The sequence below is a fragment of the Streptomyces sp. H39-C1 genome, assembly GCF_027158125.1.
Taxonomy (GTDB): domain Bacteria; phylum Actinomycetota; class Actinomycetes; order Streptomycetales; family Streptomycetaceae; genus Actinacidiphila; species Actinacidiphila fildesensis.
Genome location: NZ_JAPVLS010000116.1, coordinates 2,456 through 25,628, shown reverse-complemented (window position 1 = coordinate 25,628; position 23,173 = coordinate 2,456). Strand labels below are relative to the sequence as shown.

The 23,173-nt window shown below is 70.6% G+C and carries 25 protein-coding genes and 1 pseudogene; 12 read left to right on the top strand and 14 right to left on the bottom strand.

The window, feature by feature from the left end; genetic code table 11:
- Positions 1-165 precede the first annotated feature (165 nt).
- Positions 166-1,761, bottom strand: coding sequence for a hypothetical protein (locus O3W51_RS42465; protein ID WP_269289115.1), 1,596 nt, complete (start codon positions 1,759-1,761; stop codon positions 166-168).
- A complete protein-coding gene (locus tag O3W51_RS42460; protein ID WP_269289112.1) occupies positions 1,758-2,318 on the bottom strand; it encodes a sigma-70 family RNA polymerase sigma factor in 561 nt (186 codons plus the stop codon). Before O3W51_RS42460 ends, O3W51_RS42465 begins: the two co-directional genes overlap by 4 nt.
- 454 nt (positions 2,319-2,772) lie before the next feature.
- Here O3W51_RS42460 and O3W51_RS42455 point away from each other — a divergent pair, with 454 nt between their 5' ends.
- Both O3W51_RS42455 and O3W51_RS42450 read left to right on the top strand, forming a co-directional pair.
- Positions 2,773-3,879: an LLM class flavin-dependent oxidoreductase gene (locus O3W51_RS42455; protein ID WP_269289120.1), complete on the top strand. Its 1,107-nt coding sequence runs from the start codon at positions 2,773-2,775 to the stop codon at positions 3,877-3,879.
- Between the two features lie 48 nt (positions 3,880-3,927).
- Entirely contained in the window at positions 3,928-4,566 is a 639-nt protein-coding gene (locus O3W51_RS42450) for an FMN reductase (protein ID WP_269289110.1), read from the top strand.
- Positions 4,567-4,637: 71 nt separating this feature from the next.
- Here the strand turns inward: O3W51_RS42450 and O3W51_RS42445 are convergent, their stop codons facing one another.
- Positions 4,638-5,075 (bottom strand): nitroreductase family deazaflavin-dependent oxidoreductase, encoded by a 438-nt coding sequence (locus O3W51_RS42445; protein ID WP_269289108.1) that lies wholly within the window; start codon positions 5,073-5,075, stop codon positions 4,638-4,640.
- A gap of 111 nt (positions 5,076-5,186) precedes the next feature.
- The gene (locus O3W51_RS42440; RefSeq protein WP_164293887.1) at positions 5,187-5,348 is read right to left on the bottom strand and encodes a hypothetical protein; all 162 of its coding nucleotides are present in this window, start codon (positions 5,346-5,348) and stop codon (positions 5,187-5,189) included.
- A 351-nt stretch (positions 5,349-5,699) separates the two neighbouring features.
- Here O3W51_RS42440 and O3W51_RS42435 point away from each other — a divergent pair, with 351 nt between their 5' ends.
- From O3W51_RS42435 to O3W51_RS42420, 4 genes are all read left to right on the top strand, one after another.
- Positions 5,700-7,061, top strand: a complete 1,362-nt coding sequence (locus O3W51_RS42435; RefSeq protein WP_269289118.1) for a glycoside hydrolase family 76 protein — start codon at positions 5,700-5,702, stop codon at positions 7,059-7,061.
- Entirely contained in the window at positions 7,058-8,623 is a 1,566-nt protein-coding gene (locus O3W51_RS42430; RefSeq protein ID WP_138358507.1) for an FG-GAP-like repeat-containing protein, read from the top strand. The genes O3W51_RS42435 and O3W51_RS42430 overlap by 4 nt, the downstream gene beginning before the upstream one ends.
- A 259-nt stretch (positions 8,624-8,882) precedes the next feature.
- Positions 8,883-9,539, top strand: a complete 657-nt coding sequence (locus tag O3W51_RS42425) for a hypothetical protein (RefSeq protein WP_198357544.1) — start codon at positions 8,883-8,885, stop codon at positions 9,537-9,539.
- 142 nt (positions 9,540-9,681) lie between these two features.
- On the top strand, positions 9,682-10,164 hold the full coding sequence (locus O3W51_RS42420; RefSeq protein WP_269289106.1) for a hypothetical protein: 483 nt from the start codon (positions 9,682-9,684) through the stop codon (positions 10,162-10,164).
- Between the two features lie 30 nt (positions 10,165-10,194).
- Here O3W51_RS42420 and O3W51_RS42415 read toward each other — a convergent pair whose 3' ends face one another.
- The gene (locus O3W51_RS42415) at positions 10,195-10,425 is read right to left on the bottom strand and encodes a DUF6011 domain-containing protein (RefSeq protein WP_269289104.1); all 231 of its coding nucleotides are present in this window, start codon (positions 10,423-10,425) and stop codon (positions 10,195-10,197) included.
- Between the two features lie 75 nt (positions 10,426-10,500).
- Between O3W51_RS42415 and O3W51_RS42410 the strand changes: the two genes are divergently transcribed.
- Entirely contained in the window at positions 10,501-10,632 is a 132-nt protein-coding gene (locus O3W51_RS42410) for a hypothetical protein (RefSeq protein ID WP_269289101.1), read from the top strand.
- 114 nt (positions 10,633-10,746) lie between these two features.
- Here O3W51_RS42410 and O3W51_RS42405 read toward each other — a convergent pair whose 3' ends face one another.
- The gene (locus tag O3W51_RS42405; RefSeq protein WP_381587449.1) at positions 10,747-11,919 is read right to left on the bottom strand and encodes a glycoside hydrolase family 64 protein; all 1,173 of its coding nucleotides are present in this window, start codon (positions 11,917-11,919) and stop codon (positions 10,747-10,749) included.
- Positions 11,920-12,237: 318 nt separating this feature from the next.
- Between O3W51_RS42405 and O3W51_RS42400 the strand changes: the two genes are divergently transcribed.
- A complete protein-coding gene (locus tag O3W51_RS42400) occupies positions 12,238-13,074 on the top strand; it encodes a DUF1932 domain-containing protein (RefSeq protein WP_269289098.1) in 837 nt (278 codons plus the stop codon).
- 93 nt (positions 13,075-13,167) lie between these two features.
- On the opposite strand, the gene O3W51_RS42395 is transcribed toward O3W51_RS42400, so the two are convergent.
- Together O3W51_RS42395 and O3W51_RS42390 are read right to left on the bottom strand one after the other, a co-directional pair.
- Positions 13,168-14,661, bottom strand: a complete 1,494-nt coding sequence (locus O3W51_RS42395) for a metallophosphoesterase family protein (RefSeq protein ID WP_198357541.1) — start codon at positions 14,659-14,661, stop codon at positions 13,168-13,170.
- A gap of 179 nt (positions 14,662-14,840) precedes the next feature.
- Positions 14,841-15,314, bottom strand: coding sequence for a VOC family protein (locus O3W51_RS42390; RefSeq protein ID WP_138358519.1), 474 nt, complete (start codon positions 15,312-15,314; stop codon positions 14,841-14,843).
- A 201-nt stretch (positions 15,315-15,515) separates the two neighbouring features.
- Between O3W51_RS42390 and O3W51_RS42385 the strand changes: the two genes are divergently transcribed.
- Complete coding sequence (locus O3W51_RS42385) at positions 15,516-16,733, top strand: M20 metallopeptidase family protein (RefSeq protein WP_138358521.1); 1,218 nt, start codon at positions 15,516-15,518, stop codon at positions 16,731-16,733.
- 196 nt (positions 16,734-16,929) lie between these two features.
- On the opposite strand, the gene O3W51_RS42380 is transcribed toward O3W51_RS42385, so the two are convergent.
- The 3 genes from O3W51_RS42380 to O3W51_RS42370 form a co-directional block, all read right to left on the bottom strand.
- Positions 16,930-17,265, bottom strand: coding sequence for a histone-like nucleoid-structuring protein Lsr2 (locus tag O3W51_RS42380; protein ID WP_138358523.1), 336 nt, complete (start codon positions 17,263-17,265; stop codon positions 16,930-16,932).
- A gap of 172 nt (positions 17,266-17,437) precedes the next feature.
- Positions 17,438-17,776 (bottom strand): PCC domain-containing protein, encoded by a 339-nt coding sequence (locus tag O3W51_RS42375; protein ID WP_138358525.1) that lies wholly within the window; start codon positions 17,774-17,776, stop codon positions 17,438-17,440.
- 160 nt (positions 17,777-17,936) lie between these two features.
- Positions 17,937-18,530, bottom strand: coding sequence for a GNAT family N-acetyltransferase (locus O3W51_RS42370; RefSeq protein ID WP_138358527.1), 594 nt, complete (start codon positions 18,528-18,530; stop codon positions 17,937-17,939).
- 101 nt (positions 18,531-18,631) lie between these two features.
- Here O3W51_RS42370 and O3W51_RS42365 point away from each other — a divergent pair, with 101 nt between their 5' ends.
- Positions 18,632-19,051: an SRPBCC family protein gene (locus O3W51_RS42365; protein ID WP_164293898.1), complete on the top strand. Its 420-nt coding sequence runs from the start codon at positions 18,632-18,634 to the stop codon at positions 19,049-19,051.
- A gap of 194 nt (positions 19,052-19,245) precedes the next feature.
- On the opposite strand, the gene O3W51_RS42360 is transcribed toward O3W51_RS42365, so the two are convergent.
- On the bottom strand, positions 19,246-20,181 hold the full coding sequence (locus O3W51_RS42360; protein ID WP_269289089.1) for a quinone oxidoreductase family protein: 936 nt from the start codon (positions 20,179-20,181) through the stop codon (positions 19,246-19,248).
- An 84-nt stretch (positions 20,182-20,265) separates the two neighbouring features.
- On the opposite strand from O3W51_RS42360, the gene O3W51_RS42355 reads away from it, so the two are divergent.
- Both O3W51_RS42355 and sigJ read left to right on the top strand, forming a co-directional pair.
- Positions 20,266-20,739, top strand: coding sequence for a MarR family winged helix-turn-helix transcriptional regulator (locus tag O3W51_RS42355; protein ID WP_138358533.1), 474 nt, complete (start codon positions 20,266-20,268; stop codon positions 20,737-20,739).
- Between the two features lie 104 nt (positions 20,740-20,843).
- Positions 20,844-21,734 (top strand): RNA polymerase sigma factor SigJ, encoded by an 891-nt coding sequence (gene sigJ / locus O3W51_RS42350; RefSeq protein WP_269289086.1) that lies wholly within the window; start codon positions 20,844-20,846, stop codon positions 21,732-21,734.
- Positions 21,735-21,785: 51 nt separating this feature from the next.
- Here sigJ and O3W51_RS42345 read toward each other — a convergent pair whose 3' ends face one another.
- The gene (locus O3W51_RS42345) at positions 21,786-22,292 is read right to left on the bottom strand and encodes an O-acetyl-ADP-ribose deacetylase (protein WP_138358537.1); all 507 of its coding nucleotides are present in this window, start codon (positions 22,290-22,292) and stop codon (positions 21,786-21,788) included.
- Positions 22,293-22,408: 116 nt separating this feature from the next.
- A pseudogene (locus O3W51_RS42340) lies at positions 22,409-23,173 on the bottom strand (hypothetical protein); the annotation flags it as partial.

Here is a 23,173-nt window from a genome sequence, read left to right as displayed (position 1 = left end):
GATACAGCGGGGGCAGTTCATCGCCGCCGTGAGCACCCGTCGTCTCCCGGCCGGCAGAGGCCAGTCTGGCGACGAGCGCGCCGACGGTGGTGGCGCCGGTGGCGTCGATCATGAGATCGCGGCCCTGGTCCGGCGTTTCGGCCGGAGTGATGCTGAGGAAGAGTCTCACGGGGTGGAAGAAGTCCGATCCGGGATTTCGCCGGGGGCGGCGGGCAGGGGACGTGACGCGGCGGAGATGCCCGCTGACCGCGCGGGCGCGGCGGCGGGCTCGGGCTCCGCGAGGTCGAGGTCCGGGTCCAGGGAGAGGGCTGGGACGGCGGCGGAGGCGGCGGCCGGGGCGGCGCTTGGAGCGGGTTCCGGGTCCAGTTCCCCTTCCGGGTCCGGGTACGGGTACGGGTCCGGGGAGGAGTCCGGTGCGGGCGCGGGGGCGGGGACGACGGCCGTCGCGGGGAGCGGATCGCGTTCGTTCCGGGAAGGGTCCGCGGGCCGCGTCGAAGAGCCGGCGGTGGCAGCGGGCGATACGGCGGCTGGTTCGGTGAAGTCCGGGTCGCCGGAACCGGGTTCGCCGGCCGTCGCTTCGGCGGTCGTCGCCACCGGCGGCGTTTCCGCAGCTCCAGGCGCTGCGCTCACGGAAGGAGTCGTCACCGGAGCCGTGGCACGAGCGCGCGACCGGAGGCGCCGGATGGCGCGGCCCACGGCCCGGCCGAGCGAGGCCGCCTCGACGTCGATCTGCATGCCGGGGCCCAGCAACCGCCCGTCGGACTCCGCGTGCAGGGTCCAGCTGGAGCCGGGGAGGCTGCCGCCGACGAGTACCCGGGCCCTGCCCTCGGCGCTCAGCACGGCCAGCCGTTCCGCCTGCTCCGGTGTCGGCATCCAGCACGCCAGGATCGGCGGCAGCCCGGCGTACGAGCCACCGTCCGGGTCCGTGTCCCCGTCCGTATCTCCGTCCGATTCCCTGTCCGGATCGACTTCCGGTGAAGCCTCCGTGCGCTCGCGCACGGACAACTCATCGATGAGTTCGTCGAGTTCAGGACCGGGAAAACGCGGATGCAGGCCCCGTGAGACGAGGACCTCCGGCCCGTCCGGCAGGCTGTCGAGCTGCGCGGTCAGCGCGTGCACGACGCTGCGCGCCACCCGCCCGTCGCCTTCGACCACCAGCGAGGGCGGGCCGCTCAGCCAGTCGACGAGGACGACCCCCGGCACTCGGCGGTCGACACCGACGACGAGCAGCAGCCGGTCCCGGTCCTCCGCGACGGACGAGGGCTCCGGCGGCTCCGCCTGCGCCGGGGCGGACCAGGTCCACTCCCCCGGCCCGTCGGTGGCATCCGTCCACTCCCCGGAGGGGCCGAGCGGATCCCGGCCGGCGATGACCACCCGCGTCCGGTCACGCGACGGAGCGATCCACACGGTCGGGGCGTAGCAGCCGACGCCCTGGGCCGCGTCGGCGCGGTCGAGCGCCGCGCCGGCGAGCACCCGGGCCTCCGGGTCGGCGAGGAAGGACGTCAGCATCCGCGCGCAGCGGCGGTGCAGCCGGTAGGCGCGGAACGGCTGGGAGAACGCGAGGCGGGTCATCCGGGTCTCCCAGACGACGCGCCGGCACGTTCGCCGGAACCCGCCCTGGGACTTGATGATCCGGGCGGCCACCCAGATCAGCAGGACCAGCGCGACCAGCAGGCCGATGATGATCAGCCAGGAGTTCCGGTCCGGCATCGCCAGGGCGAGCGGCTGCGGGCCGGCGACGGGTGCCGTCCGGCCGGTCACGCGCACTCCCGCGAGTAGGCGGCCGAACGTCGCAGGTCGCGCATCGCGTGGTGCAGACGGGACTTGACGGTTCCGGTCGGGATTCCCAGGGCGAGTGCCGTGTCAGGGCCGGAACATCCGAGCAGGTACGTGTACACCAGAACCTCACGGTGGGGGCGGGAGAGTGGGGCGAGCAGCTCGACGAGGTGGGTGCGGTCGACCACCCGGGCCTGGTCGTCCGCGACGGCGGCGGTCTCGGGCAGATACGCGGTGGGCAGGGCGGGGCGGACACCGTCCCTGCGACTCCAGTCGATGACCACGTTGCGGGCCACGGTGCAGAGCCACGGCAGACCGGGCTGGAAGCCGTCGGCGCGCCGCGACCCCGAGCCGGTGGGGGACGCCAGCCAGGCCCTCAGAAGGGTCTCCTGCACGGCGTCCTCGGCCCGCTGCGGGTCGCTGGGCAGGAGCGAGCGCACGTAGCGCAGAAGCGGTTGGCGGTGGGATCCGATCAAAGCGGTGAACCGCTCGTCCGTCTCGCGTGTCGCGTACCGCGGGGCGGAGAGTGCCGCTGAACTCATGGTGCTGCTGCCTCGGAGTGTTCGGGGTGATCGGGGCGCCCGGCGCGCGGGGAACCGGGCGAGGGAAGGGAGCGCCGGATAGGTGGATCCACCACAGACCGCACACCCTAGTCACCGGACACAGCCGGAGGCAAAGGCGCCAATTGGCCAAATCACCCTTGGGGAAGGCAGTTTGCGCCATCTTCGCGTGATGCGTCACCCTGCCGCGTGCGGCCGCTCAGCGGGCGTCCGGCCGCGGCCCGCACCCCTTCGGGCCAACGGGCGCAAGGCCTCGGAAGCGATCACCCGGCCCGTGACGGCTCCGCCGGGAAAGAGTCGACCATCACACTCGGTAGCCGCCCGTGCGGGGAGCGGGTTCCCCGGCCCGACCTGTGGAAAGGCCGGGAATAGAGACGCGGGCACCGCCGTTCCCGGTGATAGTTGAATCAGCAACTACATGGATGTGGTGAGCACAGTGCAGTTCGGGATCTTCAGCGTCGGCGACGTCACCGCCGATCCCACCACGGGGGCGACGCCCACGGAGAACGAGCGGATCAAGGCGATGGTCGCCATCGCGCTCAAGGCCGAGGAGGTCGGTCTCGACGTCTTCGCGACCGGCGAGCACCACAACCCGCCCTTCGTGCCCTCGTCGCCGACGACCATGCTCGGCTACATCGCGGCGCGCACCGAGCGGATCATCCTCTCCACCTCGACGACGCTGATCACCACCAACGACCCCGTGAAGATCGCCGAGGACTTCGCGATGCTGCAGCACCTCGCCGACGGCCGCGTCGACCTGATGCTCGGCCGCGGCAACACCGGACCGGTCTACCCGTGGTTCGGCAAGGACATCCGCCAGGGCATCCCGCTCGCGGTCGAGAACTACGCGCTGCTGCACGAGCTGTGGCGCAACGAGGTGGTCGACTGGCAGGGCACGTTCCGTACGCCGCTGCAGTCCTTCACCTCCACGCCCCGGCCGCTCGACGGCGTTCCGCCGTTCGTCTGGCACGGCTCGATCCGCAGTCCGGAGATCGCCGAACAGGCCGCCTACTACGGCGACGGGTTCTTCGCGAACAACATCTTCTGGCCGAAGGAGCACTACGTGCGGCTCATCGAGCTCTACCGGGAGCGGTTCGCCCACTACGGCCACGGCACCCCCGAGCAGGCCGTCGTCGGTCTCGGCGGGCAGGTGTTCATGCGCAGGAACTCGCAGGACGCGGTGCGGGAGTTCCGCCCGTACTTCGACAACGCGCCCGTCTACGGCCACGGCCCGTCGCTGGAGGAGTTCACCGACCAGACACCGCTGACCGTGGGCAGTCCGCAGGAGGTCATCGACAAGACCCTGACCTTCCGTGACACCTTCGGCGACTACCAGCGCCAGCTGTTCCTGATGGACCACGCGGGCCTGCCACTGAAGACCGTCCTGGAACAGCTCGACCTGCTCGGCGAGGAGGTCGTGCCGGTCCTGCGCAAGGAGTTCGCCTCGGCCCGGCCGGCCGGGGTGCCCGACGGCCCGACCCACGCCGCTCTGGTCGCCCGCGACCGGGCCGCCGACCCGGCCGGCCCGGCCGACGCCGCCTGAGCCGTCGTATCCGTCGACCCCTGTCGACCCTCCGGAGAGAAGGAGCCCATGAACACCGTGCATCTCGTCGTCGTCTCGGCCGGCCTGAGCCAGCCGTCCTCGACCCGGCTGCTGGCCGACCGGCTCGGTGAGGCGACCCGGCGCGCGCTGAGCGACCGGGACGAGGACCGTACGGTCACGGTCCGCGTCATCGAACTGCGCGAACTCGCCGCCGACATCGCCAACCACCTGGTGACCGGTTTCCCCGGTGCGGCACTGCGGGACGCCATCGAGGCGACGGAACAGGCCGATGGCCTGATCGCCGTGACCCCGATCTTCAGCGCCTCCTACAGCGGCCTTTTCAAGTCGTTCTTCGACGTGCTCGACAACGGGGTGCTGGCCGGAAAACCCGTACTCATCGCGGCCACCGGCGGTACCGCCCGGCACTCGCTCGCACTGGAGCACGCGATGCGACCGCTCTTCGCCTATCTGCGGGCGCTCGTCATGCCGACCGCGGTCTACGCCGCATCGGAGGACTGGGGCTCAGGCGGGGACGCGACGACGGACGGTCTCGCCGCCCGCATCGCCCGCGCGGCGGGAGAGCTGGCCGACCAGCTGGCCGGCAGGCCCGCCGCCGCCCCGGCCGCGGCCGAACAAGTGGTGCCGTTCGCACAGCAGCTGACGGCACTCCGGCCCGCAGGCCGCTGACAGCATCCACGCACCTCGATGAACCCACCGCCGGCCGCCCTGCTCAACGGGGCGGCCGGCGGTGGCATTCCTCAGGCGGACGGCAGCAGCTGGAACACCGGATGAAGCACGGACTCGGCGGCGAACTCCTCGTCCGTCGAATCCTGAGTCACATCGAAGTACGCACGGGTGACCGGAACTTCGCGCAGGTACTGGCGCAGCACCGGGACGCTCTCCGCCGGCCCGAGCTCGACGCTGCGCAGGTCCTCTGAGCGGCCGCCCCGGCTGATGGTGACCTGCCCCGCGGCCCGGGTGTTGTGCACCCAGTTGGTGACTCCGTACGCGGCGACCAGCCAGCGCCGGCCGTCGGACTCCATCACATCGACGGGCGTCGAACGCGGCTGCCCCGACTTCCGGCCCCGAACGGTCAGTATGTGCCGGTACCCCTTGCCGATACCGAAGCGGGTCATCACCGCGAACACCCGGTTCACCACCCGTGTACCGGCACCGACCCGATAGCTCTTCGCCATCACCGCTCCTGCTCTCAGCAGAGGTCCAACGGGCCCCGCAGCACTGCGGGACAGACCCCATCACGTTCCTGGATACAAGCACATCCCCGGTCGGGGATGCCCTGGCCGGGGCTATCGCGGGGCGTTCTCCGGTTCCTGGTCGAACTCACCGTCCGACTCCGCCGCGGTGAACGGGAGAAGGGCCGGCGAGAGGAACGGATCCGTCGACGGTCCCGGGGACTGCTGGTTCGGGCTGGTTTCCGGGCGGAGCGTTTCGGAGAACAACGAAGACATGGGCACCTTCTGACAATCGGTCCCGTCCGCTGAGGCGAACGGGCAGCGCTACCCGAAAGGTACACGCGTACGAATCAGCCGAGATCACACCACGCCGCCGTGGCCGGTCCCCGCCCGTCGAAAGATCATCATGTCCGGGCACATTGACGGACCCTTTCGGCCGCATTAACTTCTGTGAGCGCTCTCCGACTTCGTGCCCGTCGCTCCCCCGGCCGTCAAGTCTCCGGAGGTCCCGTGAAGGCAGTCCGGTTCTTCGTCATCGTGCTCGCCGGAGCACTGTCGACAACGTTGTCAGTGCCTGCTGTGTCGGCTTCGCCGGAGGCATCCTCCCTCCCTCCGGTCCAGGCCGTCATGGCGCCCGTCTGCAACAGGTACTGCGACGGCCGCGATCCCGCCCTCTCCCCGCAGGACCGCGCGCCCGTGACCGCGGGCGTCTTCTCCCGTGTCATCGCCCTGCACTTCGACGACCAGGACGCGATGGGCTGGGCGTCGATCGACAACGGCAACGCCGGCGATGAGGTCTGGCTCGACCGGTCCTTCGACGGCGGCCGTACCTGGAGCTCGGGCAGCCGGCTCGGGGACGGCACCGCGCCCGCGGGCCTGCGCGGCCGGCGGACGCCGATGTACAACGTGGACGACTGGAACGCCCACGGCGTCGGCGCCCTGCGCGCCTGCGGCAAGGCCGGCGACCGGGCGGACTTCGCCTGCACCGCCTGGGCGCGCTCCACCTGGAACGCGGGCGAACGGCGGACCGCGGCGGCCACCGCGCAGATGCAGTTCTACGACTACGGCACCGGACTGTTCGACACGACGGGCTGGTGGAACTCGGCGAACGCCCTGACCGCGGTCATCGACAACATCCGTGTAACGGGCATGGCGAGCTACACGTACGCCGTCGCGCGCACCTACGACCTGAACATCAACGCCCAGGGCGGCCAGTTCCGCAACGGTTATCTCGACGACTCCGGCTGGTGGGGGCTGGCGTGGGTGGCGGCCTACGACCTCACCGGCGACAGCCGGTACCTGAGCACCGCCCGCGCGGACGCCGACCACATGGCCGCGTACTGGGACACCACCTGCGGCGGCGGGGTCTGGTGGAACACCTCGCGGACCACCAAGAACGCCATTCCCAACTCCCTGTACATCCAGCTCAACTCCGCGCTGCACAACCGGATTCCGGGCGACACCGGCTATCTGCAGCGGGCCCAGGCCGGCTGGTCCTGGTTCCAGCGGACCGGCCTGGTCAACTCCTCGCACCTCGTCAACGACGGGATCAGCATGTCCACGTGCAGGAACAACGGCAGCACCGTCTGGTCCTACAACCAGGGGACGCTCCTGGCCGGCCTCACCGAACTGCACCGCGCGACGAACGACGCGGCGGTCCTGGCCGCGGCCCGCCGGATCGCGGTCGCGGCGACGACGTCCACGGTCCTCAACACCGCCGACGGCATTCTCCGGGACCCCTGCGAGACGGGCGGGTGCGGCGCCGACGGCCCGTCCTTCAAGGGCGCTCACGTGCGCGGCCTGGCCCGGCTCGACGCGGCCCTGCCCGACCATCCGTTCACCGCCTACCTGCACCGGCAGGCGGATCGCGCGTACGCGGCCGACCGCAACCCGCTGGACCAGTACGGCCTGCGCTGGTCGGGCCCACCGGACGCGGCGGACGCGGCCCGGCAGCAGAGCGCGCTCGACCTGATGAACGCGGCGTCATGAGCCCGCGCACCAGGACGCGGCGGATCGGCGGCGCCCTCACCGTCACCCTCGGCGCAGCCGTGGCGCTGGCGCTGCTGCCTTCCGCAGCGCACGCCGCGCAGCCCGCCCCGCCGCCCGTCCTCCGGGTGATGCCGCTGGGCGACTCGATCACCTGGGGCGTCGGCAGCGCCACGAGCTCGTCGTACCGGCTGCCGCTGTGGAACCTGGTGGCCGGCCAGTCCCGCTACTCCGTGCGGCTCGTGGGCTCCCAGGCCTCAGGAACCCTGCCGGACTTCTCCAACGAAGGGCACAGCGGCTACACCATCGACCAGATCCGCAGCGGTGTCGACGGCTGGCTGGCGGGGACGCGGCCGGATGTCGTGCTGCTCCACATCGGCATCAACGACCTGGACCGCGGCATCGACATCGCCCATGCCCCGGACCGGCTCACCGCACTGGTCGACCGCATCTTCGCCGACCGGCCCGGCATCACCGTCCTCACCATGGGTCTGATCCCGACCACTCCCGGCCTGGAGACGCAGACCGGCGTGTACAACGCGCGGCTGCGGGCCCTGGCGGGCGCGGAGCAGCAGGCCGGCAAGGAGTTCCGCTACGTCGAGCCGCCCGCGCTGACCGCCGCGGAGCGGGTCGACCGTCTGCACCCCAACGACGCCGGTTACCGGCGCATGGCCCAGCCGTTCTACGGGGCGCTGGACCGGGCCTTCACCGATGGCTGGGCGGTGGGCGGAGCTCCGTTGGGCGCGGGGACCGAGGCGGGCGGTACGGGCAAGGTCCGCTGGGCCGACTTCGACGGTGACCGCAAGGCGGACTACCTGGCCGTCGCGAGCAGCGGCGCGGTCTCCGTGCACCTCAACCGCGGTGGCGACGGGCACGGCGGCTGGTCCGACCTGGGCCGGGTCGCCGCCGGTCTCACCACCGATCCCGCCAGGGTCCGGTTCGCGGACTTCGACGGAGACGGCCGCGCCGACTACGTCCTCATCAACGCCAACGGCTCGGTCACCGTCTACCTCAACCGCGGAGGCGACGGCCACGGCGGCTGGTCCTCACTCGGCCAGATCGCCACCGGCGTCACCACCGACGCCTCCAGGGTCCGGTTCGCGGACTTCGACGGAGACGGCAGAACGGACTACGTCCTCATCAACACCAACGGCTCGGTCACCGTCTACCTCAACCGCGGAGGCGACGGCCACGGCGGCTGGTCCTCGCTCGGCCAGATCGCGACCGGCGTCACCACCGACGCCACCAAAGTCCGGTTCGCGGACTTCGACGCGGACGGCCGCGCCGACTACAGCGCGATCGCCGCGAGCGGTGCCGTCCAGACGTACCTCAACCGGGGCGGTGACGGCCACGGCAGCTGGTTGTCGCTCGGCGGGATCGCGTCGGGCGTGACCAGCAACGCCGCACTGGTCTCCTTCGCCGACTTCACCGGTGACGGAAACGCGGACTACGTCCTCACCGAGGCGGGCACCAACGCCGCAGGTGTGTACAGCTGGAACGGCGGCGACGGTCACGGCGGGTGGACCGACCGCGGGCGTGTCTTCGCGGGAATCCCCATCGGCTGACCCGCCCAAAACGGCCTTCTGACACGGTGCTTGCATCATTGTTTGCCTTGGGTTTTGCCTTTGCGGTTCCTTTGCATTCGCCTTTGCGATCACCAAGTTGACAGGAGCCGCGCAGGCGTTGACGATGAGTGACGCCCCCAAAGCCCGCGTGCCCGAGACCGGTTTCTGACGGTCTCGAAGTTCACGCGATGGCGCGGGGCACCGTGCGGACACCGTTGCCTTTGGCGCGCCCGCCGTCATGAACTGTGTGGAGGAATCTGTGATATCCAAGCGCGGGCTGGTCGCCGCCACCGCAGCCGGGGCGGGCGCGCTTCTGCTCGCCACCGGTCCCGCCGTCGCCTGCAGCATCGGTGACTTCAGTGCGAACGCCGTAGCGGCGTGCGACACGAGCACCGGTACGCCGATGGCTGCGATCACGGTCACGGACAAAGACCCTTCGGATACTCCGGCCGACATCTCCGTGGTGCTCCGCATGGCGTCCGGCATGGCGGGACCGGTGTTCGGCACCGTGCACATCGCGCACCCGACCGCGGCCGGGGTCACCAGGAAGATCCTCGTGGAGTGGGCGCCCGGATATCAGTGGTACGTCCAGGTGACGGCCGGAAACCTCGTCGCGCAGAACCTGGACGTTCTCCCCACGTCCCCCGACACCGCCTGCACGGTCCCCACGAAGCCGACGACCACGCCGGCGAAGCCGTCGTCGACCCCGACGAAGGCCACACCCGTCTCCGCGACGCCGTCCACCACGCGTCCCGCCACGCCGTCCCCTTCGGACTCCTCCAGCGCAACGGTCCTCGCGACGACCGGTGGTGGCGGCGACAGCACGACGATCGCGGCGCTCGCCAGCGCGTTCCTCCTCGTCGGCGCCGGCGGTCTGTTCGTCCTGCGCCGCCGCGCCGACACGGGTAGGCACTGACACAGCACCCTCCGACGGCACAGCTCGCGGACGACACCTTCCCCCAGGCGCTCTGGGCGGTGTCGTCCGTGAGTGGTTAGCTGGTCACCGTCCGTAACGGATCGGTTCGCGGCCGCCAGGCCCTGTCGTCGAGGAGACACGTATGACCTACCGCTCGAAGCCGCGAGGTGCCGTGATCGGCGCCTGTACCGCGGCTCTGGTGGCGAGTTGTGGCCTGCTGGTCCTTCCGGCGCAGGCCGCCGACGGGGCGGCGCCCGCCTCCGTGGCGGCCGTTCGTCAGGAGTCGAACGCCGTCAAGCGGGTCACGGCCTTCTACGACCAGTACCGTGCCGCCGTCGAAGGCACCAACCCGGCCATGAACCCGCGCGAGGTCCGCAACGAGTTCCTCACCCCCGCGCTGAACCACAAGCTCGATGCCTGGGCCGAGACGAACGTGGCCGACCCGGTCTTCCGAGCACAGAACGTTCCGGCCGACAGGTCCGTGCGGTACGAGGGCAGCGGCGCGGGCCACGCGACGGTGGTCGTGACCGAGTACTGGGGCTCCGGCTCCCCCACCGAGGTCTGGTACCAGGCCCCTCTCGACGGCTCCCGCATCTCCGACCTGACAGACCCGCCCTCCGCCTGACCCGGCTGCCTCCCCGCCCCCGGCCCGGCGTCAGGTCCCGGGCAGCTGCTCCTGCTCGACATCATTGACCCCCGGCCGGGGCGCACTACGGGTATCAAGCTTGTTCCGACACCCCTCCCCCAGCCCCCACAACCGCGATTCCGGATCGTTCAACGGCCGCCCACAGAGCCGACACAGCACCCGCGGACGCCCGCCGACCGGCTCGTCGGGGGTGGCGAAGCCGGGCAAGGTCGCGGGGTCGGAGTCCGGTTCGTGAAGCATGGCCCCAGGTCTATCAGCTCGCGGTGCCGCCCGGGCGGTCCGGTGGGGTGATCGCTGATCACTACTATCGGGTCCATGTCCAGTGACAGCGGGACCGTAGGCGCCGACACCGCCCTTCCGGCGAAAAGGGTCTCCTGGGTCGAGCTCTACTTCGACCTCGTCTATGTGTACGTCCACCGGCAGCGAACGCACTCACCGGCCGCCTGACGCCGGCGGACGACCCGACGACAGCCGCGACAGCCACGGCGGCCACGCGCCGCCGCCCGCCCGGGGGCTTCCGGGCGGGCGGCGTTACTGCGACGACAGGACTCAGGACCGCGCCTAGTTGAACGGGTCCAGAGTGATGTACGCCTGCTGCGGGTTCGAGTCGTTCACCAGCGACTCGTGGTTGCCGACGTCGTCGAAGGCGAAGGCGTACGCCTTGCCGTCGACCATCTGCGCGTGGATCTTCCGGGCGAAGTGGTTGGTCACCGCGTCCTGGTAGAAGCTCGCTGAGCTCGTGTCGGGCTGGTTCGCGTTGACGAGCAGCGTCGAGCGGTTGTACGCCGCGCACAGGGTGCGGGAGATCGGGCCGCGCACCAGGTCGTTCGGCGCGTCCAGCAGCTTGTAGCAGCCGAAGATGCTGTCGGCGTCGGGCTTCTGGAAGGTGGTGACCACCGCGCCTGAGCTGTTGGTGAAGTTCATGACGTTGCCGGAGACCTTGCCGAAGTACTTGGTGTTCGGCTGGTCGGCGAACGGCGTCACGGTCAGCGTGGAGCTCGTGTACTTGCTCCACACCCGGTTGATGTAATCGTTCATCACGGTGGCCGGCAGCGCGCCGGATTCGATGCCGTGGCCGGGCGCGAGCGCGCGCAGCACGGTGCCGTCGGCGCGGGTCTGGATCAGATGGGCCCAGCCGCCCGGTTGACCGCGCAACGCGCTGTAGAAGCCGTTGTATCCGCCCGGCTTGAGGTGGCCGGTGGACTTGGTCGAACCGTTGGGAAGCTTGACGCCTACGGCGTAGGGCGCCGAGAACATGTCGACCTGGGTGCTGTTGATCCACAGCCCGGAGTCGTTGAGCGTGTATTCGGACCAGTTGAAGAGAATGTTGTGGTTCGGGTCGCTGGGATTCTGCACGGCGGGCTGCACCAGCCCGCCGAGGGCCAGTTTGAAGACGAGCTTCTGGCCGTAGGAGAAGTAGACCCGTCCGGAGAACTTCGGCATCCGGAGCGTCATGGACTTGCCGTTGGCAGGTCCCGTGATCGCGGCGTCCGGCGCCGGGGCGGGGGGATTGGCACCGCCGGGCCAGGCGTGGAACGTACCGTTCGCGTCGGCCCAGCCCTGCCGGCCCGTCGAGAGCTGCGTCCCGAGGTTGTAGATGTAGATCTGCTCGCCGCGGCCGGAGTTGTTCGTAAAGGTGAGCGGAATCGTCGCGGGTATCGCGGCTCCGGCGGGCGCGATGGGCCCGATGGTGGCGAGACCTGTGCCGATGACCGCCGCCGATATCAGCGACACCAACAGCTTCCATTTTTTGGCGAACACGCTTGCTCCTTGCTCTTGCACACCAGGTGGGGGGAGGTGGGGGGTCGGGGCCGGTACGGCCGCCCGGGGGCCGGCTCCTGGCCGGGTGGTCCGGACCACCCGGGCTGAGAGCGCTCTCAGAATGCGAGCGCAGCAGTGCCCTGTCAATGGTCCAGACAGAAACTGCTCCAACTCCGACAAGCCCCATGAGGAAGATCCCGGTTTGACGAACAGCCCGCCCGGGCCCGTACCGTCGACACGGTCGTCGACGCGATCGACGCCCTGCCGAACACCTATGAAGGAGCCTCACCCGTGGCCAAGCCGATCGTCGGGATCCTCCACCCGGGCAGCATGGGTGCGGCCGTCGCCGCCCAGGCCGCGACCCACGCGGCGACCGTGCTGTGGTGCCGAGCCGGGCGCAGTGAGCGGACCGTGGCCCGCGCCACCCGGTTCGGGCTGGAACCCGTCCCGACGGCGGCCGAGTTGCTGGAACGGGCGGGCATCGTCATCAGCCTGTGCCCGCCGGCCGCGGCCGAGGACGTGGCGCGGGAGGCCGGCACGCACGGGTTCGAGGGCCTGTACGTGGAGGCCAACGCCATCTCGCCGGAGCGCATGGAGCGGATCGTGGGCCTGCTGCCGGAGGCGCTGGTCCTCGACGGCGCGGTGACCGGGACTCCCCCGTCCGGCCGTGAGGCGCCGACGCTCTACCTCTCAGGGCTCGCGCCCGCGGCGGCCGTCGTGGAGAAGCTCTTCGCCGGAACGGACGTGACGACGAAGGTGCTCGGAGCCGAGGTCGGCCAGGCCTCCGCACTCAAACTCGCCTATGCGGGCCTTCGGAAGACGTCCGAGGTGATGGCCGCGTTGTCGCTCGGGATGGCACAGGAGCACGGCGTCGGGCAGGAGCTCATCGCCCTCACGTCGCGCCTCACCGGCTCCCCACTCGCCGAACCGGGTCGCATCGCGGGTACGGCCGCCCGGGCCTGGCGTTGGGGACCCGAACTGGAGGAGGCTGCCGACCTGGCGGCCGCCGCCGGCCTGCCGGACGACCTGCTGCGGGCAGCCGCCAGCACCCTCGCCCGCTGGAACGACAGCAAGGACGACGACTCCCTCAGCGCCGAGGAGGCCCTGCGGCGGCTTCGCCGCGCCTGACCGTCGTCGCAGCGCCGTGGAGCGGAGGTGGCGGCAACCGGCGGAAACACCGCGCCACCGTCCGCCCCGCCAACTGCCCGCCGGTGGCCCCGCTCAGCCGAGTGGGATCGTGAAGTCGTCCTCGACCGGCGGGGCGACTTCCTGCTCGCGGTAGCCGGTCGCCGCGAAGCACCGGATCCGCAGGTCCTGCGGGGTGACGTCCAGGCGCAGGAAGCTCTTGAAGAACGGCGGGGTGTACGTCACCGAACCCGGTGAGAGCACCTGTGTGTAGATCTTGCGGACCGGGAGCCGGAACCAGGACCTGCCGTGCGGACGGGAGGGCACCCCGAGAAGGGAGGCGACCAGCCGGGTCCGCAGGGTCACCGCAGCCGTCGTCGTGCGCGTCGGGGGAATGCCGAGCCTTTTGGCGATGACCGCCGACGCCTGCTCGGAGGTGAGTGCGAAGAATCGTTTCATCCGCAACCGCCGACCGTAGAGCCCGCCGTAGAAGGCCAGTGAGTCCCCGCGCAGCGGATAGCAGTGGAAATCCTGCTCGGTGACTCCGGCCACCGTCACCCGCGGAATGATGTGGGTGGCGTGCATGAACGCTCCGCCGCCTCCGGAGACGACGTACTCGATGGTGCGGCCGTCCACATCCACCGGATAGTGCTGGTAGTTGTGGATGTCACCGCCGATGGCCGCCACATAGTGGCAGTCCGCGTCGCGGACTATCTCATCGACGGTGCCGCCGCCCTCGATGGCGCACGGATGGTACTTGTCGTCCACGTATATCGGTGAACCGGTCACGAGGATCTTGGGCCTGGGGCCCTGGGAGACGCGGCGCAGCCACTCCCCCTGCTCCTTGTCGATCCCGCCCAGCAGCCCGGTGTCGATGCCGATGATGCGCAGCGGCCCCGAATCGATGGCCCAGTACGGTCCGGGCTGCTCGGACTGTTGCGCGGGGGCCGACCGCAGCGAGCGCGCCTCCGCCAGCCGCTGCTCGTCGGCGGCCGCCGGGCTCTTCCACAGCAGCGTCCGCCACCAGCCGGCCGACAGGACCTTCGGGCGGGCGGCCGCGGGCAGCGCCAGTGCCTCGCAGAAGACCCGCATGAATCCCGTCAGACCGTCGTACCAGTCGTGGTTGCCGGGTATCGCGTAGATCGGCGCGTTGTAGTCCCGGTAGGGCCGGAAGAACTTGGGCCCGTAGTCGTCGGCGCTGCCGACGGGGTAGATCACGTCACTCGACAGCACCGCGAACCGGGAGCCCTCGCCCGCCTCCAGCAGTCCGGGAACCACGGCGTACTGGGGCGCGTCGCCCTCGCCGGTGTCCGCGATGAGCATGAAGGAGTACGTTTCCGGGTCGTCCCGCTCGATGACGAAGTCCGCCGGGACCCCGCGGTCTAGCTGCCCGGCCACCCAGCGTTGTCGTTCCTCGTTGGTCGGGTCACCGAAGAGGGAGGCGAGCGGTCCGTTGCGGGCGCTCCACAGGGTCGCCGGGTTCAGCCAGGAGAGCTTTTTGACCCGCTCCGGCATCAGGCTCTCGAACTGGCCGGGCTCCTGGCCGTGCCATCCGGCACCGGCCGCTGAATCGCGCGAAGAAACTGACACCGGCGCACCCTAGCAACCCCCCGTCCGGCGAACCGATTTGGAGCCCGTTCCCGGTTCGTCGCGAGGAACCGCAGGGAGTGGCGGGGAGCCGCAGGCGGTCGGAGCGGCGGCGCGGGCCGCGTCCGGACAACGTCCGTCCGGGCCCGCGCCGCGGCTCCCGCAGTTGTCACCGTTCGCGGCTACGCCTCGTCCGCGGCGGCGTAGATGGCGGCCACATCGAGCTTCTTCATCCCGAGGACGGCCGACATCGCCCGCTGGGCGCGGCCGGGGTCCGCGTCGTTCAGCAGCTCGTCCATTCCGGCGGGGACGACCTGCCAGGACAGCCCGTACTGGTCCTTCAGCCAGCCGCACGGGCCCTCCTCGCCGCCTTCGGAGAGCTTGCTCCAGTAGTGGTCGATCTCCTTCTGGTCGGCGCAGTTGATCATCAGCGAGACCGCCTCGGTGAAGGTGAACTCCGGACCGCCGTTGATCGCGATGTACTCCTGGCCGTCGAGCACGAAGGCGACCGTCAGCACCGTTCCCGCCGGCCGCGGACCGGCGTCGTTGTAGTGCGTGATGCTCGTGATCTCCGAATTCGGGAACACGGAGACATAGAACTCGGCGGCCTCCTTGCCCTCGGTGTCGAACCAGAGGTTGGGGGTGATCCGCGGCATGGGACTCTCCTCGCTTCGTCGGTGTTCTGCCCTGCTCCTGTATTGACCGTCGCACCGGTCGAAAGTCATCGCTACTCAGGAAGAAAATGTGGGAGCCCGGGTGGCGGGGCAGGGCCCGCCCCGACGGGCCGGTCCTCGACGTTCCCTGCCAAGACGCCCGATAGCGGCGAGGATGGGAGAACGACCTCGTCAGGAGATGCCATGACTGATGCAGCACACCGTCATGCCGGCCTTCGCCGGTCCGCCGCCGCGCTCCAGGCCGAGCTGGTGGCACTGCGCCGGGCGCTGCACCGGGAGCCGGAGATCGGACTGGACCTGCCGTTGACGCAGGCCAGGGTGCTGGCCGCGCTGGAGGGGCTGCCGCTGGAGATCACCCTCGGCAAGCAGCTCTCTTCCGTCACCGCCGTGCTGCGTGGCGCGCTGCCGGGACCTGTGGTGCTACTGCGCGGGGACATGGACGCGCTGCCGGTGCAGGAGTCCAACGACGTGCCGTACGCCTCCGCCGTGGCCGGGGTGATGCACGCCTGCGGCCACGACCTGCACACCGCGGCGCTGGTCGGCGCCGTACGGCTGCTCTGCGAGCGGCGCGACGAGCTGGCCGGGACGGTGGTGTTCATGTTCCAGCCCGGCGAGGAGGGCCTGGGCGGCGCCCGGCTGATGATCGAGGAAGGTGTGCTGGAGGCAGCGGGGAGCAGGCCCGTCGCCGCGTACGCCCTGCATGTCGCCGCCTCGCAGCTGCCCAACGGCTGGGTCGCCACCCGCCCCGGACCGATCATGGCTGCGGCCGACACCCTCACTGTGACGATGCACGGACGCGGCGGGCACGGCTCCAGTCCCCATCTCGCCCTGGATCCGATCCCGGCCGCCTGCGCGGCCGTCACCGCACTGCAGACCATGGTGACCCGCCGTTTCGACGCGTTCGATCCGGTCGTGGTCAGCGTCGGCAGCTTCCACGCCGGCACCGCCGAGAACGTCATCCCGGACGAGGCGGTCTTCGGCACCACCATCCGCTCCTTCTCGCCCGAGGCGCGGGCCCGCGTGCTGGAGGAGGCGCCCCTGGTCGTCCAGGGAATCGGCCGGGCACACGGGCTGACGGTGGAGGCGGTCGTCACCGAGGGCTACCCGGTCACCGTCAACGACCCCGAGGAGATGGCCTTCGCGGCCGAGACGGCCCGCCAACTCCTGGGAGCGGGCCGCTACCTCGACATGCCGCGCCCGGTCGCCGGCTCCGAGGACTTCGCCGTCGTCGCCGAACTCGTCCCGTCGGCCTATCTGATGCTCGGCGCCTGCCCGGCCGACCGCGACCCGTCCACCGCCGCGTACAACCACTCCCCGCAGGCCGCCTTCGACGACTGCGTCCTGGGCGACGCGGCGGCGCTCCTCGCCGAACTGGCGCTGGGCCGGACCGTCAGAGGCTGAGAGCCTGCCGAGGGAATCGGGTGGCGGACCGTCCGCGGCCCGGCAACTCGCCGACGACAGAAGGACTTCGGGTACTCGTCGTCGCGGACGCGGAATTCCGGCTGCGCGGGCAACGGCAGCCATGGCAACGGACGACGACGGCCCCGGAGCTCCGGAAGAGCGACGGGGCCGTCGTAGGACGAGACGAGTACGGGTTTCAGTGCGCCTTTTCGTATGCCTCGCGAACCGCCGCGGGGACGCGCCCGCGGTCGTTCACGTCATAGCCGTTCTCCTTGGCCCAGGCCCGGATCTTGGCGGTGTCCTCGGAACCGGCGCCGGCGAGCTTGCGCGGTCCGCTCGCGCCCTTGTTCCGGCCCACCTTGTGTCCGGCCGCAATGAAGGGGTTCAGCGCTTCGAGAAGAGAGTCGAAGCTGTCAGGGGCGAGGTCGATTTCATAGACAACGCCATCAACGGCGAACGTGTGAGTGGCCGCCTCCGCCGACTCTTTGCCGGTGAGGTCGTCGGTGTAAATGGTTACGATTTTCTGAGCCATAGGCCGCAGATTAGCAGTAATGCGGGGGGTCGTATAGAAATCACTTACCGTCCGCTCACGTGTACGGACGGGTAGCACGACAGAGCGATCCGGTGCTGCGCCCGGGCCGCTATAGGAGCTCCCTCCGGCTCCGCATAGCGCCCCGCCGGGAGTTCACGGACGGCCGCCCGAACTATGCGGGAAGCGCGGGGAGTACGTAGGCCCGCACAAAGTGCGTTTCCACCCGAGCATGGAGCAGATGCCCAGCGATGGCCTTATCGCCTGCTATCGCCAGAACGGCATGAATGTGAACGTCGCCGTCCCGGATCTCCCCCGTTCCGCCGAGTTCGGCGGGACAGGTGTAGTACGTGCGCTGATCCTTCGTGGCATCGGTCCCGGACATCGTCGAGACGGTAAAAGCGTCCACCGCGCCGATCAGGGACACGATGGCCCCGTCCGCGATGCCCGCAGTCGCCGCCTGGTCCGCTATCGACTCCATCAGCTCGCCGCGGCGTACCTCGAATACGTGCATACGATCACTCCCCAGCGCAATGCGGGCTACGGACCCGGAGCCTATCGGCGCGTCCCGCGGCCGCGGGTGGATTTCCTCCATCGACGTGGCCGCACCGCTTCAGGGCTTCTTCCCGCCTCCTCTGGGTCTCTTCCCGGCCGCTTCCCGGAGAATCGGCGGCTCACGCGATCGGAGCGGCATCCTTTTCCGTGCGCCCGCTCGGACCGCCGGACGATTCCCGCCACTCCTCGCGCAACATCCCGAACAGCACGTTGTCGTACCACTCCCCCGCCACCAGCACGGCTTCCCTTCGCCGGCCCTCCTCACGGAACCCGGCCTTGGTGAAGGCGCGGACGGCCCGCTCGTTGCCGCTCCAGGTGTCGAGTTCGACCCGGTGCAGTCGGCAGGTGTCGAAGAGATGCCCCACGAGCAGGCGCAGCGCTTCGGTCCCATGTCCCCGGCCCCAGCGGTCCCGTTCACCGATGGTGATGCCGACCGTGGCCCGCCCCGCGAACGGGTCGAGGTCACGGTAGTCGGCCATGCCGATCGGCCTGCCGCCGACCAGGTCCTCCACGGTGAAGACCCGTGAGTCGGCGGGATCGAGGCCCAGCATCGTGTCGAAGCCGCGCTCCACGGCGACCCGGGTGACGGGGCCGAAGCGCGGATCGCCGCCGGTGGCCCAGCGCACCACCTCCGGGTCGTTGCGCCAGCGGACGTGATGGTCCAGGTCCTCCGCGTGCAACGCGCGGAGTCTCACCAGGTTTCCTTCGATCATCAGCGCATCGTAGATCGCCGCAGAAGCGGGGCACCAACCGCTGGACAGATAGTCGTCGCGCAGATAATCTATGGATAGATTAACCAGTCGAGGAGGCCACCATGTGGGAATACGAGAGCAGCATCGAGACCCGCGCCACCCCCCAGGCGGTCTGGCGGCTCTGGGCGGACGTCGAGAACTGGGGCGCCTGGAACGCCGAGATCGAGAAGATCGAGATCAGCGGCCCGTTCGCACCCGGCGCGCGGATCACGATGACGCCGCCCGGCGACGACCCGGTACTGCTCGTCGTCGCCGAGGCGGTCGAGAACGAGATGTTCGTCGACGAGGCCCGGTTCGGCGATCTGTTGCTGCGGACCATGCACCGGATCGAACGGCTCGGCCAGGACCGGATCCGAGTGGTGTACCGGATGGAGATCAGCGGCGCCGGCTCCGACGAGGCGGGACCGCAGATCGGCCCGGGCATCACCGCCGACTGGCCCGACACGCTGGCGTCGCTGGCCGCCCTGGCATCGCGGGGCTGATGGCGCCACTGCGGGACCTCCGCAACCCCGGCCGGGGTCCGGCCCGATGGCCCGATCGGTCGGCGACACCGGTACGGCCCGCAGCCCCGGTCCGTCCCGCCGCTCCAGCGGAGCGGCGGGACCGGGCCTCGTCCCCTGCGTCTGCAGCACACGGCCGTTCGCTGCAGACACGGCCGGCCCCGCATCCGGGAGCCTCAAGGAATCAGAACGACCTTGCCGCGGTTGGCCCGCGCCTCGATGATCTCGTGCGCCCGCGCGACCTCGGCCAGCGGGATCTCGGCGTGCACCGCGGGCCGCAGCCGCCCGGACAGCGCGAGCTCCCACAGCAGCTCGCCGTGCCGGTCGTACAACTCCCGCTGGGTGGTCGAGAATCGCTCCATGGTGAGACCGGTGATGGTCTTGGCGCCCGCGAGGAGATCGAAGGCGGAGACCGTGCCACCACCGGAGCCGAAGAAGACCATCCGTCCGCCGGGCGCGAGAGCGGCCACGGCCCGCGGGAGAAGATCACCGCCGACGCCGTCCAGGACGACATCGACAGGCTCGCCCCAGTTCTCGCTGTCGTACAGCACGACCTCGTCCGCACCCTGCGCGCGCAGGAAGTCCGCCTTGGCGGGCGAGCTCACGGCCGCGACGATCCGCTGAACGCCCTGGATCCGGGCCAGTTGGACCGCCAGGTGCCCCACCCCGCTGGCGGCTCCCGTGATCAGGACCGACTCGGCCGGCGCGGTACGGGCGGTGGCGAGGGCGGCGAGGGCGACCTGCCCGCCGCGCACCAGGGCGACGGCCCGCACCGCGCTCGCGCCGTCCGGCAGCCGGCTCGCCATGACGGCGGGCGCGACGGCCAGTTCGGTGTACGAGCCGGTGAAGGTGAGGGACGTGACGCGGTCCCCGACCGCGAAGTCCGTCACGCCGGGCCCGAGCGCGACCACCTCTCCGGCGACCTCCCCGCCCAGAATTCCCGGCAGTGGCGTTCCGCCGCCCTCACCGCGGACCTTGCGTACCGAGGGCAGCGTCACGCCGATGGCCTCCGTGCGGACGAGCAGTTCACCGGGTCCGGCCGTGGGCTCCTCGGCCTCCTCCACGCGCAGCACTTCCGGGCCGCCGTACTCGTAGAAGCGGACACGCCGCATGAACGCACCTCCAGGTCATTGGTGAGCCCAACGGTATCAGAATGTCATTGGGCGCCCCAATGATTTGTTCGGTACGCTGACGGCATGGCCGAAGACCCGTACGCCCCCGCCCGGATCCGTGAACTGCCCAGCTGGCTCCTGGGGCGTGCCGCCGCCCGGGGGCACCACCTGGTCGCCGGGGCCCTCGCCCGCGAGGGCCTGCGGATGATGCATCACGCGGTCCTGTCGGCCGTCGCCGAGCTGGGGCCGGTGTCGCAGGCGGAGCTCGGCCGCAGTCTCAGCATCGACCCCAAGGACATGGTCGCGATCGTCAACGAACTCCAGAGCCGCGGTCTGGTGACCCGTACACCCGACCCCAAGGACCGCCGCAAGAACGCCATCGCCATCTCGGTGAGCGGCCGGCGGCGCCTGCGGCGCACGGAGGCGCTGGGGGACGAGGCGAACGCCGAACTGACCGCGGCTCTCTCCCCCGCGGAACGTGAGCAGCTCATCGCCCTGCTCACCCGCATCATCCAGCCGGAGGAGCTCGCCTGCGACACCACCGAGAGCAGCGAATAGCGCGCCAGGACCGTGCCAGGATCGCGCCGGGACCGTTCTCCGGTCACATCGACGGGGCTTCGCGGGTCATGGATAGGACACCGGGCGACGGGAGAATGTGACCGATGAACGACGAAGAGTTTCTCGCGGAGCGGTTCGAGGCCCACCGCACCCATCTGCGCGCAGTGGCCTACCGCATGCTCGGTTCGCTGAGCGAAGCGGACGACGCCGTGCAGGACGCGTGGCTGCGGGCCAGCCGCGCCGGCACCGACGGTGTGGAGAACCTGGGCGGCTGGCTGACGACCATCGTCGCCCGGGTGTCGCTCGACACGCTGCGGTCGCGCACCACGCGCCGCGAGGACCCGTTGGACGTCCATGTGCCCGACCCGGTCATCAGCAGCGCGGAAGGACTCGACCCCGAGCACGAGGTGCTGCTGGCGGACTCGGTCGGTCTCGCACTGCTCGTCGTCCTGGAGACGCTGCCGCCCGCCGAACGGCTCGCCTTCGTCCTGCACGACATGTTCGCCGTGCCGTTCGACGACATCGCCCCGATCGTGGACCGCTCCCCCGCCGCGACCCGGCAGCTCGCCAGCCGGGCCCGGCGCCGCGTCCAGGGAGCGGCGCCGGCTCCCGACGCGGATCTGAGCCGTCAGCGCGAGGTCGTCGACGCCTTCATGACCGCGGCGCGCGGCGGTGACTTCGACGCGCTGGTGGCGGTGCTCCACCCCGACGTCCTGATGCGGGCCGACATCGGCACCGCCTCCGAGGCCGGCAAGGTCTCCCGGCTCCTCCGCGGCGCACGGGAAGTGGCTCAGCAGGCGGTCACCTTCGCGGCCTACGCCCCGTACGCCAGGACCGCGCTCATCAACGGAGCACCAGGGATCGTCACGGTCCCCGACGGGCAGCTGTTCTCGGTCATGGGCTTCAACGTCGCCAACGGCAAGGTCACCGAGATCAACCTCCTCGCCGACCCGGACCGGCTCGCCAAGCTGGAATGGGAACTCCTCGGCGACTGAGCCGGGCTCTCCCGCTCCCGCCGCCCGCCGCCCTCAAGGGGGCGGCGGGCATCAGGCCTGTGCGGCGAAGACGTCGTAGGCGTCCTGGTCGAACAGCACGAACCGGGCCTCGGTCACCGCCGTCTGCGCCGCCCCGACCGTCGCCAGGGCGATCCGTGCCCCGTCCTCCATCGGCCATCCGTACACGCCCGTGGAGATCGCCGGGAAGGCCACCGTCCGCGCTCCCAGCTCGTCGGCCACCCGCAGCGACTCCCGGTAGCAGGACGCCAGCAGGTCCGAACGGTCCTCGTCCGGCGACCAGACCGGGCCGACGGTGTGGATCACCCAACGTGCGGGCAGCCGTCCCGCGGTGGTCGCCACGGCCAGGCCGGTCGCCAGCCCCTTCCCGTAGTGGGACGCCCGCAACGCACGACACTCCGCCAGGATCTCGGGCCCGCCCTTGCGGTGGATCGCCCCGTCCACTCCCCCGCCGCCCAGCAGCGAGGAGTTGGCGGCGTTGACGATCGCGTCGGCGTGCTGTCCGGTGATGTCGCCGAGGGCGAAGGTGATGTCGATCATGAGCCATCCTCCCAGACCCGCGGACGTCCGGGCCGGCGATTTCACCGCCGCCGCCGGGAAGCCGTCCCGTCCGGTCCGCGGAACGGCTCGTGCCGTACCGCCGGGCCGGACGTCGTTCACCTGCCCTTGCAGTCCACCTTGACCTGGCCGACGGCGATGTGACGGTTCGTGTTGCCACTGCCCCAGTCCACGCCCCGGTTGTCCAGGAAGACTTCGAGCCGGGGCGTCGCGATGTTGTACGTACCCCCGTTGACCCAGCGGCCGGGATTCGCGGCCTGGTCGATCTTGAAGTACCCGAGGTGGTCGCTGGAGGACGATCCGCGGACCGCGTAGTGGGCGGGGTTGCCGCCCACCATGGTGATGTCCTTCGACGACGGGACGTACACATAGACCGTGCACGTCCCGCTCTTCACCGAGCCGGTGGAGAACAGCCAGCTCGCGTACTGGCCGCTGTCGGCCTTGGTCGCGGAACCGCTCATCGGCATGGCGTTGAAATCACCGTCGCAGCCGTTGCCGATCCAGCCGGAACTGCCGTACCGCCAGCCCTTGGTGCCGTCCTTGTACGTGCCCTTCACAGTCAGTCCGCCGCTTCCGCAACCGGGACCGATCAGCATGCTGAAGACCGGTACGGAAGCCGCCGGACGCGAGTTGGCGGGGCCCGTCGTGCCGCTGCCGCTCGGCCGGCCCTGCGGGGCGCCGGTGGAGCCGTTCGGCGCCGCGCCGGACGCGCCTCCGGAACTGGCGGAGCCGGAGGAGCCGCCGGAACCGGACGTCTGCGGCGGCCCGTCCGGCAATGCCTGCCGGTTGGTGTTGCCCTGGCCCGAGGGCGCGTCACCCGCCGGTGCGCCGGCCTGCGGCGGACCGCCGGCTGTGGCCTGGGT

What these genes read in the sequence shown, in the direction of transcription:
- O3W51_RS42440 (WP_164293887.1), bottom strand. Translation starts at nt 5,348, where the DNA reads ATGTCTTCGTTGTTCTCCGAAACGCTCCGCCCGGAAACCAGCCCGAAC.
- O3W51_RS42430 (WP_138358507.1), top strand. Translation starts at nt 7,058, where the DNA reads ATGAGCCCGCGCACCAGGACGCGGCGGATCGGCGGCGCCCTCACCGTC.
- O3W51_RS42360 (WP_269289089.1), bottom strand. Translation starts at nt 20,181, where the DNA reads ATGCGGCGTGTCCGCTTCTACGAGTACGGCGGCCCGGAAGTGCTGCGC.
- O3W51_RS42450 (WP_269289110.1), top strand. Translation starts at nt 3,928, where the DNA reads ATGAACACCGTGCATCTCGTCGTCGTCTCGGCCGGCCTGAGCCAGCCG.
- O3W51_RS42385 (WP_138358521.1), top strand. Translation starts at nt 15,516, where the DNA reads ATGACTGATGCAGCACACCGTCATGCCGGCCTTCGCCGGTCCGCCGCC.
- O3W51_RS42375 (WP_138358525.1), bottom strand. Translation starts at nt 17,776, where the DNA reads ATGCACGTATTCGAGGTACGCCGCGGCGAGCTGATGGAGTCGATAGCG.
- O3W51_RS42365 (WP_164293898.1), top strand. Translation starts at nt 18,632, where the DNA reads ATGTGGGAATACGAGAGCAGCATCGAGACCCGCGCCACCCCCCAGGCG.
- sigJ (WP_269289086.1), top strand. Translation starts at nt 20,844, where the DNA reads ATGAACGACGAAGAGTTTCTCGCGGAGCGGTTCGAGGCCCACCGCACC.
- O3W51_RS42380 (WP_138358523.1), bottom strand. Translation starts at nt 17,265, where the DNA reads ATGGCTCAGAAAATCGTAACCATTTACACCGACGACCTCACCGGCAAA.
- O3W51_RS42435 (WP_269289118.1), top strand. Translation starts at nt 5,700, where the DNA reads ATGGCGCCCGTCTGCAACAGGTACTGCGACGGCCGCGATCCCGCCCTC.
- O3W51_RS42370 (WP_138358527.1), bottom strand. Translation starts at nt 18,530, where the DNA reads ATGATCGAAGGAAACCTGGTGAGACTCCGCGCGTTGCACGCGGAGGAC.
- O3W51_RS42445 (WP_269289108.1), bottom strand. Translation starts at nt 5,075, where the DNA reads ATGGCGAAGAGCTATCGGGTCGGTGCCGGTACACGGGTGGTGAACCGG.
- O3W51_RS42460 (WP_269289112.1), bottom strand. Translation starts at nt 2,318, where the DNA reads ATGAGTTCAGCGGCACTCTCCGCCCCGCGGTACGCGACACGCGAGACG.
- O3W51_RS42390 (WP_138358519.1), bottom strand. Translation starts at nt 15,314, where the DNA reads ATGCCGCGGATCACCCCCAACCTCTGGTTCGACACCGAGGGCAAGGAG.
- O3W51_RS42345 (WP_138358537.1), bottom strand. Translation starts at nt 22,292, where the DNA reads ATGATCGACATCACCTTCGCCCTCGGCGACATCACCGGACAGCACGCC.
- O3W51_RS42410 (WP_269289101.1), top strand. Translation starts at nt 10,501, where the DNA reads ATGTCCAGTGACAGCGGGACCGTAGGCGCCGACACCGCCCTTCCGGCG.
- O3W51_RS42355 (WP_138358533.1), top strand. Translation starts at nt 20,266, where the DNA reads ATGGCCGAAGACCCGTACGCCCCCGCCCGGATCCGTGAACTGCCCAGC.
- O3W51_RS42415 (WP_269289104.1), bottom strand. Translation starts at nt 10,425, where the DNA reads ATGCTTCACGAACCGGACTCCGACCCCGCGACCTTGCCCGGCTTCGCC.
- O3W51_RS42420 (WP_269289106.1), top strand. Translation starts at nt 9,682, where the DNA reads ATGACCTACCGCTCGAAGCCGCGAGGTGCCGTGATCGGCGCCTGTACC.